17 protein-coding genes and 1 pseudogene are annotated in these 15062 nt (G+C 66.2%); 5 read left to right on the forward strand and 13 right to left on the reverse strand.

All coding sequences use genetic code 11. The features are described 5' to 3' along the window. Genes ABW16_RS05900 through ABW16_RS05910 form a run of 3 tightly spaced genes read right to left on the reverse strand, consistent with a single transcriptional unit; the run spans position 1 to position 2135 of the window. The gene (locus tag ABW16_RS05900) at positions 1–324 is read right to left on the reverse strand and encodes a hypothetical protein (RefSeq protein WP_047318232.1); all 324 of its coding nucleotides are present in this window, start codon (positions 322–324) and stop codon (positions 1–3) included. Further along, positions 308–1585: an aromatic ring-hydroxylating oxygenase subunit alpha gene (locus ABW16_RS05905; RefSeq protein WP_047318233.1), complete on the reverse strand. Its 1278-nt coding sequence runs from the start codon at positions 1583–1585 to the stop codon at positions 308–310. Before ABW16_RS05905 ends, ABW16_RS05900 begins: the two co-directional genes overlap by 17 nt. A gap of 4 nt (positions 1586–1589) precedes the next feature. Continuing rightward, positions 1590–2135 carry a carboxymuconolactone decarboxylase family protein gene (locus ABW16_RS05910; RefSeq protein WP_047318376.1) on the reverse strand — a complete coding sequence of 182 codons (546 nt, stop codon included), beginning with the start codon at positions 2133–2135 and terminating at the stop codon, positions 1590–1592. A 258-nt stretch (positions 2136–2393) separates the two neighbouring features. On the opposite strand from ABW16_RS05910, the gene ABW16_RS05915 reads away from it, so the two are divergent. From ABW16_RS05915 to ABW16_RS05930, 4 genes are all read left to right on the forward strand, one after another. Beyond that, the gene (locus ABW16_RS05915) at positions 2394–3674 is read left to right on the forward strand and encodes an amidohydrolase family protein (RefSeq protein ID WP_047318377.1); all 1281 of its coding nucleotides are present in this window, start codon (positions 2394–2396) and stop codon (positions 3672–3674) included. A gap of 106 nt (positions 3675–3780) precedes the next feature. Continuing rightward, positions 3781–5076, forward strand: a complete 1296-nt coding sequence (locus ABW16_RS05920) for a cytochrome P450 (RefSeq protein WP_047318234.1) — start codon at positions 3781–3783, stop codon at positions 5074–5076. Next, a complete protein-coding gene (locus ABW16_RS05925; RefSeq protein ID WP_047318235.1) occupies positions 5073–5288 on the forward strand; it encodes a ferredoxin in 216 nt (71 codons plus the stop codon). Before ABW16_RS05920 ends, ABW16_RS05925 begins: the two co-directional genes overlap by 4 nt. Next, the gene (locus ABW16_RS05930; protein ID WP_047318236.1) at positions 5288–5593 is read left to right on the forward strand and encodes a DUF1330 domain-containing protein; all 306 of its coding nucleotides are present in this window, start codon (positions 5288–5290) and stop codon (positions 5591–5593) included. The genes ABW16_RS05925 and ABW16_RS05930 overlap by 1 nt, the downstream gene beginning before the upstream one ends. Before the next feature lie 80 nt (positions 5594–5673). Here ABW16_RS05930 and ABW16_RS05935 read toward each other — a convergent pair whose 3' ends face one another. The 7 genes and pseudogenes from ABW16_RS05935 to ABW16_RS05965 form a co-directional block, all read right to left on the reverse strand. Continuing rightward, the gene (locus ABW16_RS05935) at positions 5674–5916 is read right to left on the reverse strand and encodes a ferredoxin (protein ID WP_047318378.1); all 243 of its coding nucleotides are present in this window, start codon (positions 5914–5916) and stop codon (positions 5674–5676) included. An 8-nt stretch (positions 5917–5924) separates the two neighbouring features. Beyond that, positions 5925–7127 (reverse strand): cytochrome P450, encoded by a 1203-nt coding sequence (locus ABW16_RS05940; RefSeq protein WP_047318237.1) that lies wholly within the window; start codon positions 7125–7127, stop codon positions 5925–5927. A gap of 113 nt (positions 7128–7240) precedes the next feature. Next, a complete protein-coding gene (locus ABW16_RS05945) occupies positions 7241–8059 on the reverse strand; it encodes an NAD(P)-dependent oxidoreductase (protein ID WP_047318238.1) in 819 nt (272 codons plus the stop codon). Next, entirely contained in the window at positions 8059–8916 is an 858-nt protein-coding gene (locus tag ABW16_RS05950) for an alpha/beta hydrolase (protein ID WP_052956797.1), read from the reverse strand. The genes ABW16_RS05945 and ABW16_RS05950 overlap by 1 nt, the downstream gene beginning before the upstream one ends. Positions 8917–8951: 35 nt before the next feature. Continuing rightward, positions 8952–10607 (reverse strand): thiolase C-terminal domain-containing protein, encoded by a 1656-nt coding sequence (locus ABW16_RS05955; RefSeq protein ID WP_047318239.1) that lies wholly within the window; start codon positions 10605–10607, stop codon positions 8952–8954. 14 nt (positions 10608–10621) lie between these two features. Continuing rightward, positions 10622–10816: pseudogene (locus tag ABW16_RS05960) on the reverse strand (ferredoxin); the annotation flags it as partial. Then, on the reverse strand, positions 10813–12114 hold the full coding sequence (locus ABW16_RS05965; RefSeq protein ID WP_047318241.1) for an NADH-ubiquinone oxidoreductase-F iron-sulfur binding region domain-containing protein: 1302 nt from the start codon (positions 12112–12114) through the stop codon (positions 10813–10815). The pseudogene ABW16_RS05960 and the gene ABW16_RS05965, both read right to left, overlap by 4 nt. A gap of 29 nt (positions 12115–12143) precedes the next feature. On the opposite strand from ABW16_RS05965, the gene ABW16_RS05970 reads away from it, so the two are divergent. Then, complete coding sequence (locus ABW16_RS05970) at positions 12144–12614, forward strand: hypothetical protein (protein WP_082133972.1); 471 nt, start codon at positions 12144–12146, stop codon at positions 12612–12614. Positions 12615–12619: 5 nt separating this feature from the next. Here ABW16_RS05970 and ABW16_RS05975 read toward each other — a convergent pair whose 3' ends face one another. The 3 genes from ABW16_RS05975 to ABW16_RS05985 are packed head-to-tail and all read right to left on the reverse strand — an operon-like array spanning position 12620 to position 15038. Then, positions 12620–13486 carry an alpha/beta fold hydrolase gene (locus ABW16_RS05975; RefSeq protein ID WP_047318243.1) on the reverse strand — a complete coding sequence of 289 codons (867 nt, stop codon included), beginning with the start codon at positions 13484–13486 and terminating at the stop codon, positions 12620–12622. A gap of 16 nt (positions 13487–13502) precedes the next feature. Next, positions 13503–13895 (reverse strand): Rieske (2Fe-2S) protein, encoded by a 393-nt coding sequence (locus ABW16_RS05980; RefSeq protein ID WP_047318244.1) that lies wholly within the window; start codon positions 13893–13895, stop codon positions 13503–13505. Beyond that, positions 13896–15038: an amidohydrolase family protein gene (locus tag ABW16_RS05985; RefSeq protein ID WP_047318245.1), complete on the reverse strand. Its 1143-nt coding sequence runs from the start codon at positions 15036–15038 to the stop codon at positions 13896–13898. Between the last annotated feature and the right edge of the window lie 24 nt (positions 15039–15062).

Below are 15062 nucleotides of genomic sequence, written 5' to 3' on the forward strand. Positions count from 1 at the left end.
CTAGATCACCGGCTCGCTCAGCAGTTCCACCCACGCCGCGCCGCTGTCCGGGACGCGCGGCTGCTTCCAGGCCTCGATCGGGAACGACACCATCACGAGGGATTGCATGATGTGCATGAGAGTCTTTGCGTCATCTGGCAAGTCGTCCAGCGGGAACTTGTCGCAGTAGGAAACGACGTCGTCCAGCATCGGGAAGGCGACGTCGTAGAACTCCTGCATCTCGGGCATGGATGACGCCAGCCGCTTGGCGTAGCGGTCCGGCTCATGGGCCAGGTCCCAGCCCAAGTAGGGCTCCAGGGCGGCGAATTCAGACGGCAGCGGCACTTTGGTACTCCTTTACGAAGTCGCGGTTCACCTTGTGCAGGTGGCGGATCAGGATCTCTTGGTCGCACAGCAGGAAGTCCTTGACGGCCTTGGTGCCGATCATGGTCTGGGTGGCTTCCAGGGTATTGGCGTCCTGTAGCGCGTACTCCTTGAACGTGACGGCGGCCAGCTCCTGGGCCAGGCGTTCGCGGGCATTCTTCGGCGGCACGAAGTACAGGTTCGCCTCGAAGGTGTGCTTGTCGACGGCGGTCGGCCAGTACTGGTAGGTCAGATACCAGCCCGGCTCCCAGATCAGCAGCATGAAGTTCGGGTAGAAGAGCCACGAGTCGATGCCCCACTGCGGCACCCGCTTGACGTTCACACCCGGCGGCAGATCCTTGAGGTTGGCGATGAGTTCCGGCTTGTCCCACGGGCCGAACAGTCCGCTGCGCAGCACCTGGTCCAATGGCTTGACCATGGACATGTCGGGGGGCGGCGCCTGGCCACCCCAGGTCGATTGCAGGCTGTGCGGGCCGGCCAGCTCGTAGTGCAGCGCTTCGTAGCCGAACTTCTGGATCTTGGCGGCTTCTTCCTTGGTGTACTGCCCCTGGTGCAGGATCGGCGCGTGGTAGAACTCGATGAACGCGTCGATAAAGAGCTTCCAGTTGCTGCCGACTTCGGCGCGGTAGGAGTAGGTCTCGGTCATCTCGCCGAACGGGTAGCCCTCGATCCCCTTGGCCAGCGGCCCGAGGTAGTCGGCGAGCGGTTGCGCGTTGTCGTCGAAGTTGACGAAGATGAAGCCTTCCCATACTTCGCAGCGCACGCCGGCCAGACCGTAGTCGGTCTTGTCGACGTTGAAGAACTCGTCCTCCTGCTGGACGAAGGTCAGGTCGCCGTCCAGGCTGTAGCGCCAGGCATGGTACTTGCAGGTGAACTGTCGGCAGGTGCCGGAGGTCTCCTCGTTGGGGAAGTCGTTCCACACCAGCTTGTTTCCGCGGTGACGGCAGATATTGTGGTAGGCCTTGACCGACCCATCCTTGGTCTTGACGACGATGATCGAGGTGCCCTTGCATACCGAGGGCAGTTCCCGGGTGAAGTAGCTGCCGGTCTTGGGGAGCCGTTCGACGCGTCCGACGTTGATCCACATGCGCTTGAAGACCGCTTCGCGCTCGGCCTCGTAGAATGCCGGGTCGATCGAGTCGCTGTAATCGACTGGCTCGGTGCCCAGTTCGGGATAACTCTGCGTCCAGCTGCCTGCAGCCGGCTTGGGGAAGTGGGGCACGGTGTTACCTCTCTGATTCGGGTTTTTCGTCGAGCTCAACGCCAAAAGTGTTGAAGGCCATGGCCAACATGGAGTAGCAGCCGACCGTGAAGACGAGTTCCATCAGTTGGTGCTCGTCCAGGTGTTTGGCGAGGACCGCCTCGGTGGCGGGGGAGAGTCGGGAGGTCTCCTCGAGTTCGTCGGCTGCGTTCACCACGGCCTGGTGCAGTTCGTCGCGTCCCGCGCCGTGCTGCAGGTCTTCGATGTCGGCGTCGGTGAGGCCGGCTTCCTTGCCGATCGTGATGTGGTGCACCCACTCGTATTCACAGCCGCGGCGGTGGGCAGTCCGCAGGATCGCAAGCTCGCGAAGGTTTCCGGGCAGCGATGAGCGGTAGAGCAGCTCGACATTGAATTTGAGGAAGGCCCGGGCCAGCTTCGGGTGGTGAACCAGCATGGTCATTGCCGACCCCGCGTCGCGGGAGTTGCGCCGATCGGCGGTCAGCACCTGGGCCAGGGCACGCTGGACTGCCTCCTCGTCCCACTGGGACTCCGACAGCGGAGTCAGGCGCATCGGTTCCTCCTCGCAAGCGAGAATCACATTCTCATATTTGACCAACAGATTTCCATGTTTGGCTCGATTGGTCAACACTTCGCTGTTTGTGCAGGTAGGAGGAGTGGGTGGAAGGGCCCTGGGCGCGGCCGGTGCGGGAGCGGGTTCCGCAACCTATTGAGCCTGCGCGAAGGTTGATTCTCCGAAAACGGGAAGATAGTTTTCATTGGAGACGTCGTTGGGTCGGCCACTGTGCCGCGCCCGGAACGGAGGATGGCCGTGAACAAAGACGACATGATTCTGATCAGCGTCGACGACCACACCGTGGAACCGCCGGACATGTTCGCCAACCACCTGCCCCGTAAGTACCTCGACGACGCGCCGCGGTTGGTGCACAACCCCGATGGCTCCGACTCGTGGCAGTTCCGCGACGTGGTGATCCCCAACGTCGCGCTCAACGCGGTCGCGGGCCGGCCCAAAGAGGAGTACGGGCTGGAGCCGCAGGGTCTCGACGAGATCCGGCCCGGTTGCTACAACGTCCACGAACGGGTCAAGGACATGAATGCCGGGGGCATTCTGGGCTCGATCTGCTTCCCGTCGTTCCCCGGCTTCGCCGGCCGACTGTTCGCCACCGAGGATCCGGAATTCTCGGTGGCACTGGTGCAGGCCTACAACGACTGGCACATCGACGAATGGTGCGGGGCCTATCCCGGGCGCTTCATCCCGATGGCGATACCGGTGATCTGGGACGCCGAGAAGTGCGCCGACGAGGTGCGGCGGGTGTCCAAGAAAGGTGTGCACGCCCTGACGTTCACCGAGAACCCGGCCGCGATGGGCTACCCGAGTTTCCACGACGCGTACTGGAACCCGCTGTGGCAGGCGCTGTGCGACACCGACACGGTGATGAACGTGCACATCGGGTCGTCCGGGAAGCTGGCCATCACCGCTCCCGATGCGCCCATGGACGTGATGATCACCCTGCAGCCGATGAACATCGTCCAAGCCGCCGCGGATCTGTTGTGGTCCAGGCCGATCAAGGAATACCCGGACCTCAAGGTCGCCCTGTCCGAGGGTGGCACCGGGTGGATCCCCTACTTCCTGGAGCGGGCCGACCGAACCTACGAGATGCATTCGACCTGGACGGGCCAGGACTTCGGCGGGAAGGTGCCCTCCGAGGTGTTCCGCGAGCACTTCCTGACCTGTTTCATCTCCGATCCGGTGGGTGTGCAACTGCGCCACCTCATCGGCATCGACAACATCGCCTGGGAAGCCGACTACCCGCACAGCGACTCGATGTGGCCGGGCGCGCCCGAAGAGTTGTGGGACGTGCTGACCGCCAACAACGTCTCCGATGACGACATCCACAAGATGACTCACCGCAACGCCATGCGCTGGTACTCGTTCGACCCGTTCACCCACATTCCCCGTGAGCAGGCCACCGTCGGCGCTCTACGGAAGGCTGCCGAGGGCCACGACGTCTCGATCCGTGCGCTCAGCCACCACAAGGATGGGGACCGGCAGGCCAACGCGTTGATGGAAGCCGCGCGGTCTAACAGCTGAGTCGGCGCGGCCCCAACACTGTTGACGGGCACCGGCGGCGTATGGAAGTCTGATCACCGGTTGCGAGAATGGCATTCTCGGTTGTGAGAGGGAGCGGAACGGCTCGATGGATCCAGACACGATCGACTTCTTCACCGACCAATCGGTGGTCGGCGACCCCTACCCGTATCTGCGTGCGCTGCGGGAGCGGTCGCCGGTCACCCGCGAGCCGCACCACGACGTGATGATGGTGACCGGTTGGGACGAGGCGTGCGCGGTGGCCGGCAACGCCGACGTGTTCTCCTCGTGTATCGCGGTGACCGGCCCGTTCCCGGGCTTCCCAGTGCCACTCAACGGCGACCTCGGCGGTGAGACCGTTGCCAGCCTGATCGACAAGCACCGCGATGAACTGCCCTTCAGTGACCAGTTGCCGACCCTGGACCCGCCGACGCACACCAACCACCGCGCGTTGCTGATGCGACTGCTCACCCCCAAGCGCCTCAAGGAGAACGAGGACGCCATGTGGGAGCTGGCCGATGCGGTACTCGATGACTACCTCGCGCCCGGCGCCGGGGAATTCATCAGCGGATTCGCCGCGCCGTTCACCCTGCTGGTCATCGCCGACCTGCTGGGCGTTCCCGACGAAGACCGTGACGACTTCGTCAAGAACATGCACCGCAACGTCGGCGGCGGGATCGGCAGCACGGACGCCAAGGCGCTGGCGCACAGTCCGTTGGAGTTCCTCTACGCCACCTTCGCCGGCTACATCGCCGATCGTCGCAGCGCACCGCGCGACGACGTGTTGACCGGTATGGCGGAGGCGACGTTCCCCGACGGTTCCATCCCGGACCCGATGGACGTGGCCAAGGTGGCCGCCAACGTCTACTCGGCCGGCCAGGAAACCACCGTGCGACTGCTCGGCTCCGCGTTGAAGATCATCGGGGAGCGGCCCGACATCCAGCAGCGCCTTCGCGGCGACCGCAGCCTTATCCCGAACTTCATCGAAGAGGTGCTGCGCTTCGAGAGTCCGGTCAAGGGTGACTTCCGGCTCTCCCGGGTGGACGCCGAGATCGGCGGCGTACATGTCCCGGCCGGCACCACGCTGATGGTGCTCGCGGCCGGGGCGAACCGGGATCCGCGCCGGTTCACCGACCCGGACACCTTCGACCCCGCGCGCTCGAATGCCCGTCAGCACATCACCTTCGGGCGTGGCATCCACAGCTGTGCCGGTGCGCCGCTGGCCCGCGCCGAAACCCGGATCGCGATCGAGCGCCTGCTGGACCGCACCACCGACATCAGGATCTCCGACGAGCTGCACGGCCCCGCCGGCGCGCGGCAGTACCACTACATTCCGACCTACATCCTGCGGGGACTGATCCAACTGAACCTGGAATTCACCCCGGTCAAGCGGGAAGCGCGATGAAGGCCTGGGTCGACCCGGATCGCTGTGCCGGACACGGCATCTGCACCACGATCTGCCCCGAGGTGTTCGCCATCAACGACGACGGATACTCCGAGGCCGCCGCAGGCGACGTGCCGGAGCAGTTCGAAGACGCGGTTCGCGACGCCATCAAGCAGTGCCCGGAACACGCCATCGACGACGTCACCGACGATTCATCCACGGAGGAGAGCTAATGGCCGATGCGCCCAAGGGATATGTCATCCTGACCGAGGCCATCAAGGACCCGGCGGGCATGGTCGCCTACGGCAAGGCGGCGGGGCCGACCATGGGCGACGCCACGATCCTGGCCGTCGAGACCCAGCATGAGGTGCTGGAAGGCGACTGGCACGGAAACCAAACCGTCGTCCTGGAATTCGAATCCGTGGACGCAGCCCGCGCCTGGTATCACTCCGAGGGCTACCAGGAGGCCGCGAAGCTGCGGCAGGCCGCGGCCGAGTGCAACGCGGTCATCCTGTCGGGTTTCCCGGCGCGCTCCTGATCCGGGCCCGCTACGCGGCGCGAAAACTCGTGCCCAGTGTGAATGTGACGACGTGACACCGGCGTGTCGCGTCGCCAGATTCACACTCGCGGCGAGGGCGCTGATTCCTCGGCGTCGACCTCGACCTCGACGACCGCCAGCGCCTGGCGGGGGCAGCGGCGGACCGCCTCGATGACGTCGCGTTCGGTCTCCGGCGTGATGTCGGGCTTGAGAATGAAGAGGTTGTCGTCGTCGTCGACGTGGAACACGTCGGCGTTGATGCCCATGCAGATCGCATTGGCTTCGCACAGTCCGTAATCGACCACCACTTGTCGCCGCGACATCGACACTCCTATCGCAACACGCGGACCGGAACGTTCTTCCATCCGGAGACGTTCTGCATGTGAACTCGTTGCAGGCCAGCCCAATCCACCTCATACCGAGGCATGAAGTCCAACAACCGCTCCAAGGCGATCACGCTTTCCATCCGGGCCAGCGCCGCTCCCAGGCAGCTGTGAATCCCATACCCCAGGCCGAGGTGCTGCGCCTGTGTCTGATCCCGGTCGATGTCGAAGGTGTCGGGATCGGTGAAAGCTTCGGGGTCCCGGTTGGCCGCGGCGCCGATCAGAAACACCGGCTTTCCGGCGGGGATGGTACCGCCGGAGACATGGGCCTCTTTGAGGGTGTAGCGGACGTTGTACTGCACCGGGCCCTCGTAGCGCAGCAGTTCCTCGACGGCTGCGGGAACCTTGCTGCGATCATCCAGCAGCTTCTGCCACTGGTCGGGCTGGCGGGCGAAGATCACCGCTGCGTTGCCGACCAGCTTGGTGACGGTTTCCGCGCCGGCGGCCCCGAGCAGCGAGGCGAATCCGGTGATCTCGATATCGTCGAGACGCCGCATCTGGCCGTCTTCGCCGGGCATTTCGGCGGCGATCAGCCTGCTGATCATGTCGTCTTGCGGGTCGGCGCGCCGTTCCTGGATCAGTCCGTAGTAGTAGGTCGCGGTCTCGATGGTGGCCTGCATGCCGGCCTCGCTGGTCTCGATCTGCCCCGGTTCGCGGTGCAGCGAGGTGTCGATCCAGTGCCGTACCTGCTGGCGGTACTCGTCGGGTACCCCGGCCATCCGAGTGATGACCTCCACCGGGAACGGCCCGGAGAAGTCCTGCACCACGTCGAAACCATCAGGGTCGACGGCGCCCAAGAACCGATCGACCTGCTCGATGACGGTGTCGCGCTGGGCCTGGATCGCGCGCGGGGTGAAGGCCTTGTTGAGCAGGCTTCGCATGTGCCGGTGATCGGGCGGGTCCATGAAGATGATCATCTTCTGCGGCGCATCACCGGAACGCACCATGGCAAGGTCACAGCCGCGCGCCGACGAGTAAGTCTCGAAGTCCTTGAACGCCGCCGCCACATCCTCGTGGCGGGTCAGGGCGTAGAAATCCTCGTCGGCGTTGTAATACAGCGGCGCTTCCTCGCGCATCCGCCGATAGATGTCGAACGGATTGTCGTAATACTCCTCGGAGAACGGGTCAAAGACGAGCTCAGCCTTGGTCATCGAGCCTCCTCAGGGCGCCGGGCGGTAGGCGAAGCCGACGCTGGGACGATGGACTATAACGGCAACTGTAAGACAAACGGCAGCTCGTCGGAAGGGGGCACCGCAGACCGGTGTCATCGGGGGTGGTCCATCAGCGACAGCGCCGCGTCGGCGGCATCGAGCACCGCACCGGGATCCGCCCCAGCCCGCTGCGCCAGGTCGGACACCAGCCGGACATCCTTTTGCAGCAGGGATCCCGCCAGGCCGGCCAGCCGGTCCAACGTGCCGCCGGAACCCCGGATGCTGTTCAGCGCGAAGCTGTTCGCACTGCCCCGTGACACCACCTCGGCGAGCCGGTCGGCGGCGACGCCCAATTGCTTGCCCAGAGCCAGCGCGGTGGCGGCGGTCCCGAGGTTGGCGGTGAACAACAGGTTGTTGAGCAACTTGGTTACTTGACCCGAGCCCAGATCGCCCAGATGCACCACCGGATCGGCGTAGGTTTCGAAGACCGGCCGGCAGCGCTCCACGACGTCGGCGTCGCCCCCGGCCATCACCAGCAACGTGCCGGCCGCGGCGGCCGGACCGCCCCCGCTCACCGGCGCATCGATCACCGAAACCTGCTGTTCGCCACAGTCTTGAGCCAACCGGCGACAGGTCTCGGGATGCACCGTGCTGTGAATCGCGAGGATTCCGCCGGGCTGCAGACCGGCCAGCACGCCGTTGTCCCCTCGGACCACTTCGTCGACGTCGGCGTCACCGACCACGCAGAGGCAGACGAGGTCGCTCTGGCGGGCCAGCTCCGCGGGCGAGTCGGCAACGCGGGCCTCGGTGTCGGAGAAGGGCTCCAGCGTGCCGTCTCGTCGCGCCCACAACGTCGTTGCGTACCCGCCCTCGACGATGCGGCGTGCCATCGGCGCGCCTTGACTGCCCAATCCGATGAAGCCGACGCGCATCAGCTGACCTCCGAATCCCGCGCGATGACAGCAGCCGCGCAATCGTCGACGAATGACAGCACCGAGCGATGATATTCCGCTGCGCTGAAGCCGAGGCTGAGATTGTGGCCTGCCTCGGGCTGCTGGTGGCTCGTGAAACTGTCTGCGGCGGTGAAGATGTCGCGGATCTCGCGCTGCGCGTCCGGGCCGGACTCCCAGACCTTCTCGTGCTCGGCGAAGGTGAAGCGCACTGGAACCCGAACCCGTCCCGCCAGCGACGGAAAGTCCCGACGCGGCCAACTGGTAACCATGTCGGCTTCATACGGCGAGCCCGGGGACGCGTTGGTGATCCCGCGCAGCACCGCCTCCGGATACAGCGCGGCGGGCTCCCAGAGCAGTTCGCGCAGACCGGCGGGCCGCTGGCCGGGCCCGGCCGAGCCCAACGCGGCTCGCGCGGCGTCCTGGTAGCGCAGTCCGGTACCCGCCAGCTCCAAGCCCAGCAGTTCGGCGCCCCGGTCATCTGCGGCCATCCGCACCGCCAGCTCGCAACCGTTGGAGTGGCCCAGCACGAACAGGCCGGCGCCGCGCGCCCGGTCACCGAGGATCCGGTCGACGGCCAGGTAAGCCAGCCGGACGCGTTGCTCGGGCTCGGTCATCGCCTCGGGATACAGTGCCGAACTGCCGTAGCCCGGACGATCCAACGCGATCACGGTGTAGCCCAGCGCCGCACCGGTTCTCAACAGCGACAGCGTGGCCTGTCCGGGGCAGTCGAAATAGATCGACGTGGTCCCGCCGCCATGCAGCGCGACCACCACGGCATGCGGGTCAGGGACCTCGGCGACCAGCGCCGACATCGGCACCCCGTCGGCGCTGACCATCCGGGGGCGAACCGTGGCACTCACCGGGCCGGTCCTCACGAGTCCGTCCGCAGCAGTACGACCCCGCTCGGTGTGAGGCCGCCGCTGCTCGCCACGGCGACTCGCGCGCCGGCGACCTGGCGTTCACCGGCCTCGCCGCGCAACTGGGTGACGGCCTCGTGGATCAGTCCCATGCCGTGGGTGCGACCGTGCGAGAGTTGACCGCCGTGGGTGTTCAGCGGCAGCACCCCGTCGCGCGCGATGTTGGTGCCCCCGTCCAGGAAGCTCTTCGCCTCACCGATGCCGCAAAAGCCCAGTGCCTCAATCCAGGACAGGCAGTTGAAGGTGAACCCGTCGTAGAGCTCGGCGACGTCGACGTCGCCCGGCCGCAACGACGTCCGCGACCACAGGTGCGCGGACTGGCCGAGTACCTGCGGCTCATGGGTCAGCGTGCTCTGGTCCCAATCGATCCGCTCGATGATCTGGGTCCCGACCGCCTCGACTCGGATCGGCGGCTTGGCCAGGTCGCGTGCCGCGTCGACGGCCGACACGATCACCGCGACCGCGCCGTCGCACGGGACGTCGCAGTCGTAGAGACCGAACGGGGTGGTGATCATCCGAGCGGACAGATAGTCGTCCATGCTCATCGGGTCCCGGTAGATCGCCGTCGGATTGAGCGCGGCGTTGGCCCGCTGGTTCAGCGCAATCCAGCCCAGGGTCTCGCGGGTGGTGCCGTAGCGGTGGAAGTGCCGTTGGGCGTTCTGCGCCAGGGTGTGCGCGGCCGAGGTGGCCCCGAACGGCATCTGCCAGCTCGTGGTCCGCCCGCCGGGTGGCCGGATCTTGCCCTGCTTCATCAGCTCGTTGTAGGTGGCCTCCCACAGGGTCCGGAAACACAGCACATGGCGCGCCAACCCGGTGGCCACCGCCAACATGGCGGCGATCACCGATCCACTCGGCCCGAACGTCTCGAGTCCGCCGTTGTGCCAGGTCGGGTGGAGGCCCAACGCCGCTTCGAGTGCGGTCACTCCGCCCTCACCGAACGGACCGGGCAGGCCGGCGCCGGGATACGTGGAGAGCCCGTCGATGTCCTCGATGCTCAGCCCTGCATCGGCGATCGCCGCCTCGCACGCGGCCACGGTCAGCGACAGGGGGTCCACCATCTGCCGGCGCCCCAACGTGGACATGCCGATCCCGGTGAGCGCCACCTTGTCCTCGAACTTGTCGGTCGTCACCATCGGGCGCACGTGCTGTGCGTAGTCCTCGGGTGCGATCTCGTCCTCGGGAAGCGGCTTGGTCTCCGCACTGTCCGGCACCGGGCGAAACAGCGGCAGCCACACATCCTCGATGTTCTCGAACGCCACCTGCACCTGCTGGCCCAGCTCGAGGTGGTCGGGATCGCAATCGATGATGTTGGTGGTCAACCGAACTCGCGGGTCTTCGTTGATCGCTACCTGGGCCACCACATAGGGCGCCGGCAGCCCGGGCAGGCTGAACCGATGGTTGACGGTGAACCCGGCCAGGGTGGCGCGCCCGGACACGTCCCGCACACCCATGTTCGTGCCGCGGCAATACCGGCATACCGGCTGCGGCGGGTGAATCAGCGCGGCGCAGTCGAGGCATTTCTGTACTCGCAGCACGCCGTCGGCGCCTGCGGTCCAGAAGAATTCGTTCTCGGGGGTAACGGCTGGAAGGGGGCGTCCGGGTGAGCTCATGCGTCGTACTCCTCCTCGGTGATCTCGATGATGGCGTGCACCGGGCAGTCCAGCAGGGCGCGCATGACGTCGTGCTCGTCGGCCTTCGCAACGGAACCGTCGCCGGTCAGGGACGCGTATCCCCAGTCGTCCAGGGAGAAGTGCTTGGGCGCGTGTTTGGCGCAGTAGCCGAACCCGTCGCACAGCGTGCGGTCCAGGCGGATCTTCATGCCGTCACCTCCTCGACCGCGTAGGGACGTTCGGCGCGGAAGGCGCCGCCGCGGCAGGCGTCGCAGGAGCCGTCCAGGTGGCTGGCCACCAATTCCGGGAACCGAGTCAGCAGGCTGGCGGCAACATTGGTGGCGCCGTCCAGCGTGCCGCAGGCACCCCGCCCGGGCAGCACACCGGCCCACCGTTGCAGTCGCTGCACGTCTTCAGCGGTCGCGACCCCGTCGCGCAGTGCTTCGGCGACCGCGGCCATTGCGACGGTGCCGTTGAAGCATGACCCGCACTGCCCGGCATTCTCCCGGCCGAAATAGGCCAACACCGAGGCTGCCACCGCGACGGGGCAGTCGTCGGTCAGGACGGAGATCGCTCCGCAGCCCAGACCGCTGCCGTGGGCGCGCAGCGACTCGTGGTCGAGGGTGGTCTCCAGTGCGTCGCGGTTGAGCAGGCCGGCGAAGTAGCCGCCCATGAGCGCACCGCGGACCTGCTCGGCCGGAATCCCGTGTACCCCCAGTAGTTCGGAGACCGTGATGCCATGCGGCAGCTCGTAGAGCACGGGCGGTCGTCCGCCGCCGCTCACCGTGGCCAGGAAGGTGCCCGGCGACAAGGCGGTCCCGTGTGCACGGAATGCCTCCGCGCCGTGTCGCAGCAGATAGGGAAGATTCGCCAGCGTTTCGACATTGGAGACCAGCGTCGGGCGCCGATGAATTCCCCGCTGGTAGGGGCGCGGCGGCTTGTCGGTCGGCTTGGCCGGGCCGCCATTGATGGCCCGAACCGCCGCGGTCTCCTCGCCGGCCACATAGCCCGCGTCGACGGTGTACACCGTGATCAGCAGCCTGCCAAGGACTTCCGGGGCGAGTTCGGACAGTGCGTTCTCGACGCTGCGGGCCGCCGACGGATCGGAGACATAGACGTAGGCGTGCGTGGCCGCCACGGCTGCGGCGGCCAGGCGCAATCCGTCCAGTACCAGGTGCGGGCGGTTGCGCAGCAGCCAGCGGTCCTTGACCGAGGCCGGTTCGCCCTCTTCGCCGTTGGCCAGGACAACGGTGTCGCGGCCACGCAACGCGGCGTCGCGCACCGAACGCAGCTTGACCGCAAGCGGAAACGCCGCTCCGCCGCGTCCGAGCAACCCGCTGCGTTCCACCTCGGCGAGGAACTCCTCCGAGTCGGGCAGCGGCCGATAGCCCTCGCCGGCGAGGTATTCCGCCGCGTCCTCGACGCCGGATCGCACGCGCAGCAGCCGCGGAGCGCAGCCTGCCCACGTGGCTACGGTGACCCCTGGCGTTGCTGCAGTTGTCGTCATTGCCACCTCTTTTGGCTAGGCTCGCGGACGTGAGAACAGCGGTGGTTCGCCTCGACGTCGACCCGGCGGGCAAGCTGTTGCCCGAGCATCTGACGGCGGGAATGGCAACCCTGCGAGAGCTGGCCGGCCAAGCCGGTGTCGATGTGGTCGATGCCGATATCGCCGCGATGCCGGTGGGTCGGCGCCACGTTCGGCTGCTGATCGCCGGACACGAGACGGACGTCATCGACATCGGGATGCGACTGTGCGCCAACGCATTCGATACGATTCCTGCGCCGGGCGTGGTGACCTACCTGAGCCGGGGCACCGATGACGACGTGCACGGGGTGCTGGCCGGGCTGGGACTCTCCGGTGAGATTGCCCGTATACCGGGATCCGATGGTCTGGACATCGTGCACGTGACCTTGGCGGAGCCGGACCTGCAGCGAGTCGGTGAGAGCCGCATCCACACCGCGCTGGAGGCGTCGCTGAACTGCGAGGTTCACATCCACACCCGCTGAGGCCATCAGCGGCCCAGGAATTCGAGGATGGCCGGGGCGGCCTGCACCCAGGTGTCGAACATGTTGAAATGACTGACTTTTCCGGAGGCGCGCTCCTCGCCGGCTCGCTCCCAGGCGTCCTCCGGCCAGGGCGGATCGATCAGCTCCGAGCCCTTGATCAGGCAGTTCACCTCCAGCGAGGTGCGTTTCGGGTGGTCCCAGTCGTTCTCGCCGCCGCGGATGATCAGCGTGGGAACCGTGATCCGGTCGAACATCTCGTCGTCGACGCCGGGAATTGTCTGGCCCGGCTTGGACACAAATGCGTTGAGCCAGCGCAACATCACCTTGAGGAACGCATCACCGTCCAGGTCGAGCAGTCGCTGCTTGTTGTTCGGGTTCTCCTCGATCCGCTCCCGCCACTCGCGCATGCCCAGTAGGGCAGCCGGCCCGCCGCCCCGCACGGCCAGGATGCTGGGCACCACGTAGTAGGACCCGAGCACAAAGGTGCCATAGACGCCGCCCACGATGTTCCACAGCGCCAGCTTGGTGACCAGCTCCGGATAGAGCATGGTGGTCAGGATCGAGTCCCGCGCCCCGCCCGAGCCGCCGGCCAGGATGACCGGCCCGGTGTCCAGGGCGGTGAGCAGTCCGTGCAGGGTCTCGGCGCGCATGTGCGATTCGGACTGGCCGTAGAACTGCACGTCGGAGGCGCCGCAGTTGGGACGGTCCCACAGCAGTACCCGGTAGCCGCCGTCGACGAGTGCTTCGGCGAGCGGGCGCAGCCCGGGAATTTCCTTGGAGAACCGGCCACCGGGTGTCAGCACGATCAGGTCACCGGCGGTGCCGAGGATTTCGTAGACAACGTTGCCCGCGTTGACTTCGATAGAGGCCACCGAAAACTCCTGTGTGCTAGGCCTGGACGAGGACGTCGTTGCCGACTACCCGCACCGGGTAGGTGCGGATGCTCCATTCCGGTTTGACCGCGGTCGTGCCGGTGGCGAGTTCGAAACCCCATTGATGCCAGGGGCAGTAGATGTACTCGAGGTCCCGCACCATGGTGGCGTCGCCCGGGCTCTCCTCGTCGACGACGGTGCGGCCCCGCAGCCGGCCCGAGCACAACGGACCGCCCTGATGGGGGCAGAAGTTCGCGATCGCGTAGAACGTCCCGTTGATGTTGTACACGCCGACCCCGTGATGCCCGATCGGGACGAGTTTGTGTGTGCCGGGCGGGATTTCATCGATGGTGGCAACAATGTGCTCGCGGCCCTGGGCCAGCCGGGGCCGCTTTTCGTCGGGACTCATCTAGAACACCCGCACCTGTCCTTCGAGGGCCGGGACCGTGTCGGGGAGGTGGTAGGTCTGCAAGCCGTTTTTGAACATCACCGCTTCCCTGGCCGCCTTGGGCAGGTGCTTGACCAACCAGCGCGGGTCGTCGAAGGTCCAGTGCGGGTAGTCCGAGGAATACAGCAGGATCTTGTCGCACTCCATCCATTCGAGGACTCGCGTGAGTTCGGTCTTGTCCTCCGGGTAGTCCAGCGGCTGGGTGGTGAATTTGATGTGTTCCTTGACGTACTCACTGGGCTTGCGCTTGATGTCCACCCATGACTTGCGGGCTTCGTAGATGGCGTCCATCCGCCACATCAGCGGCAGGATCCAGGTGAAGGCATGCTCGACCAGCACGATGCGCAGGGTGGGGAACCGGTCGAAGACTCCGTCGAAGACCAGGCTCATCACCTGATTCGCGGCCAGTAGCGAGTAGGTGACCATGAAGTCGTGGTTGTAGCTGGGCATCCCGACCGGCGGCATCGGCAGTTCTTCGTGGTGGCTGCGGGACAGGTGGCAGCTTACGGTGATGTCGTGCTTGGTGGCCGCCGCCCAGATCGGGTCGTATTTGGGGTCCCCCCACGACGGGCGGGGCTCGGCCTTGATCAGGACCTGTGCCATGTACGGGTGGCCGGCCCACTTCTCGATCTCATCGGCGGCGCCGGCAGGGTCCTCGATCGCGGCGCAGATCGAGCCGCGCCAGCGCTGGTGCCAGTTGTTCTTGGCGTCCAGCCAGTGGTTGGCCTGCCAGTCGTTGAGCGCCGAGGACATCGCCTGCTGTGCTTCGGGAATGCGGGCCGGGTAGGCGCCGGGCTCCAGGATCACGAAGTCAGAACCTGCGTCCATGATGAGCTGCTTGAACGCCAGATCCGGGTCACTCCCCGGGAATTCGCCGTCGGCGGGAAACGCGTCGACGCGCATGGCGAAGGCGTGCGCGTAGTCGGGGGCGTCGTAGTAGATCAGCTCGCCGACCCGGCGGGGCAGGAAGTACTTGCTGCGCCACGGCTCAGGAAGGTACTGGACCAGTTCGCCGCGTCGCGGCATGGGATGAACGTCGGAGTCGACGCACCGTACGGCAATCCTCTCGGCGGCCGGCTTGCGCTCGGTGGCTGTCACAGACATCGTGATCTCCCTTGATCCCAACTG

The organism is Mycolicibacter heraklionensis (assembly GCF_001021505.1).
Classification (GTDB): domain Bacteria; phylum Actinomycetota; class Actinomycetes; order Mycobacteriales; family Mycobacteriaceae; genus Mycobacterium; species Mycobacterium heraklionense.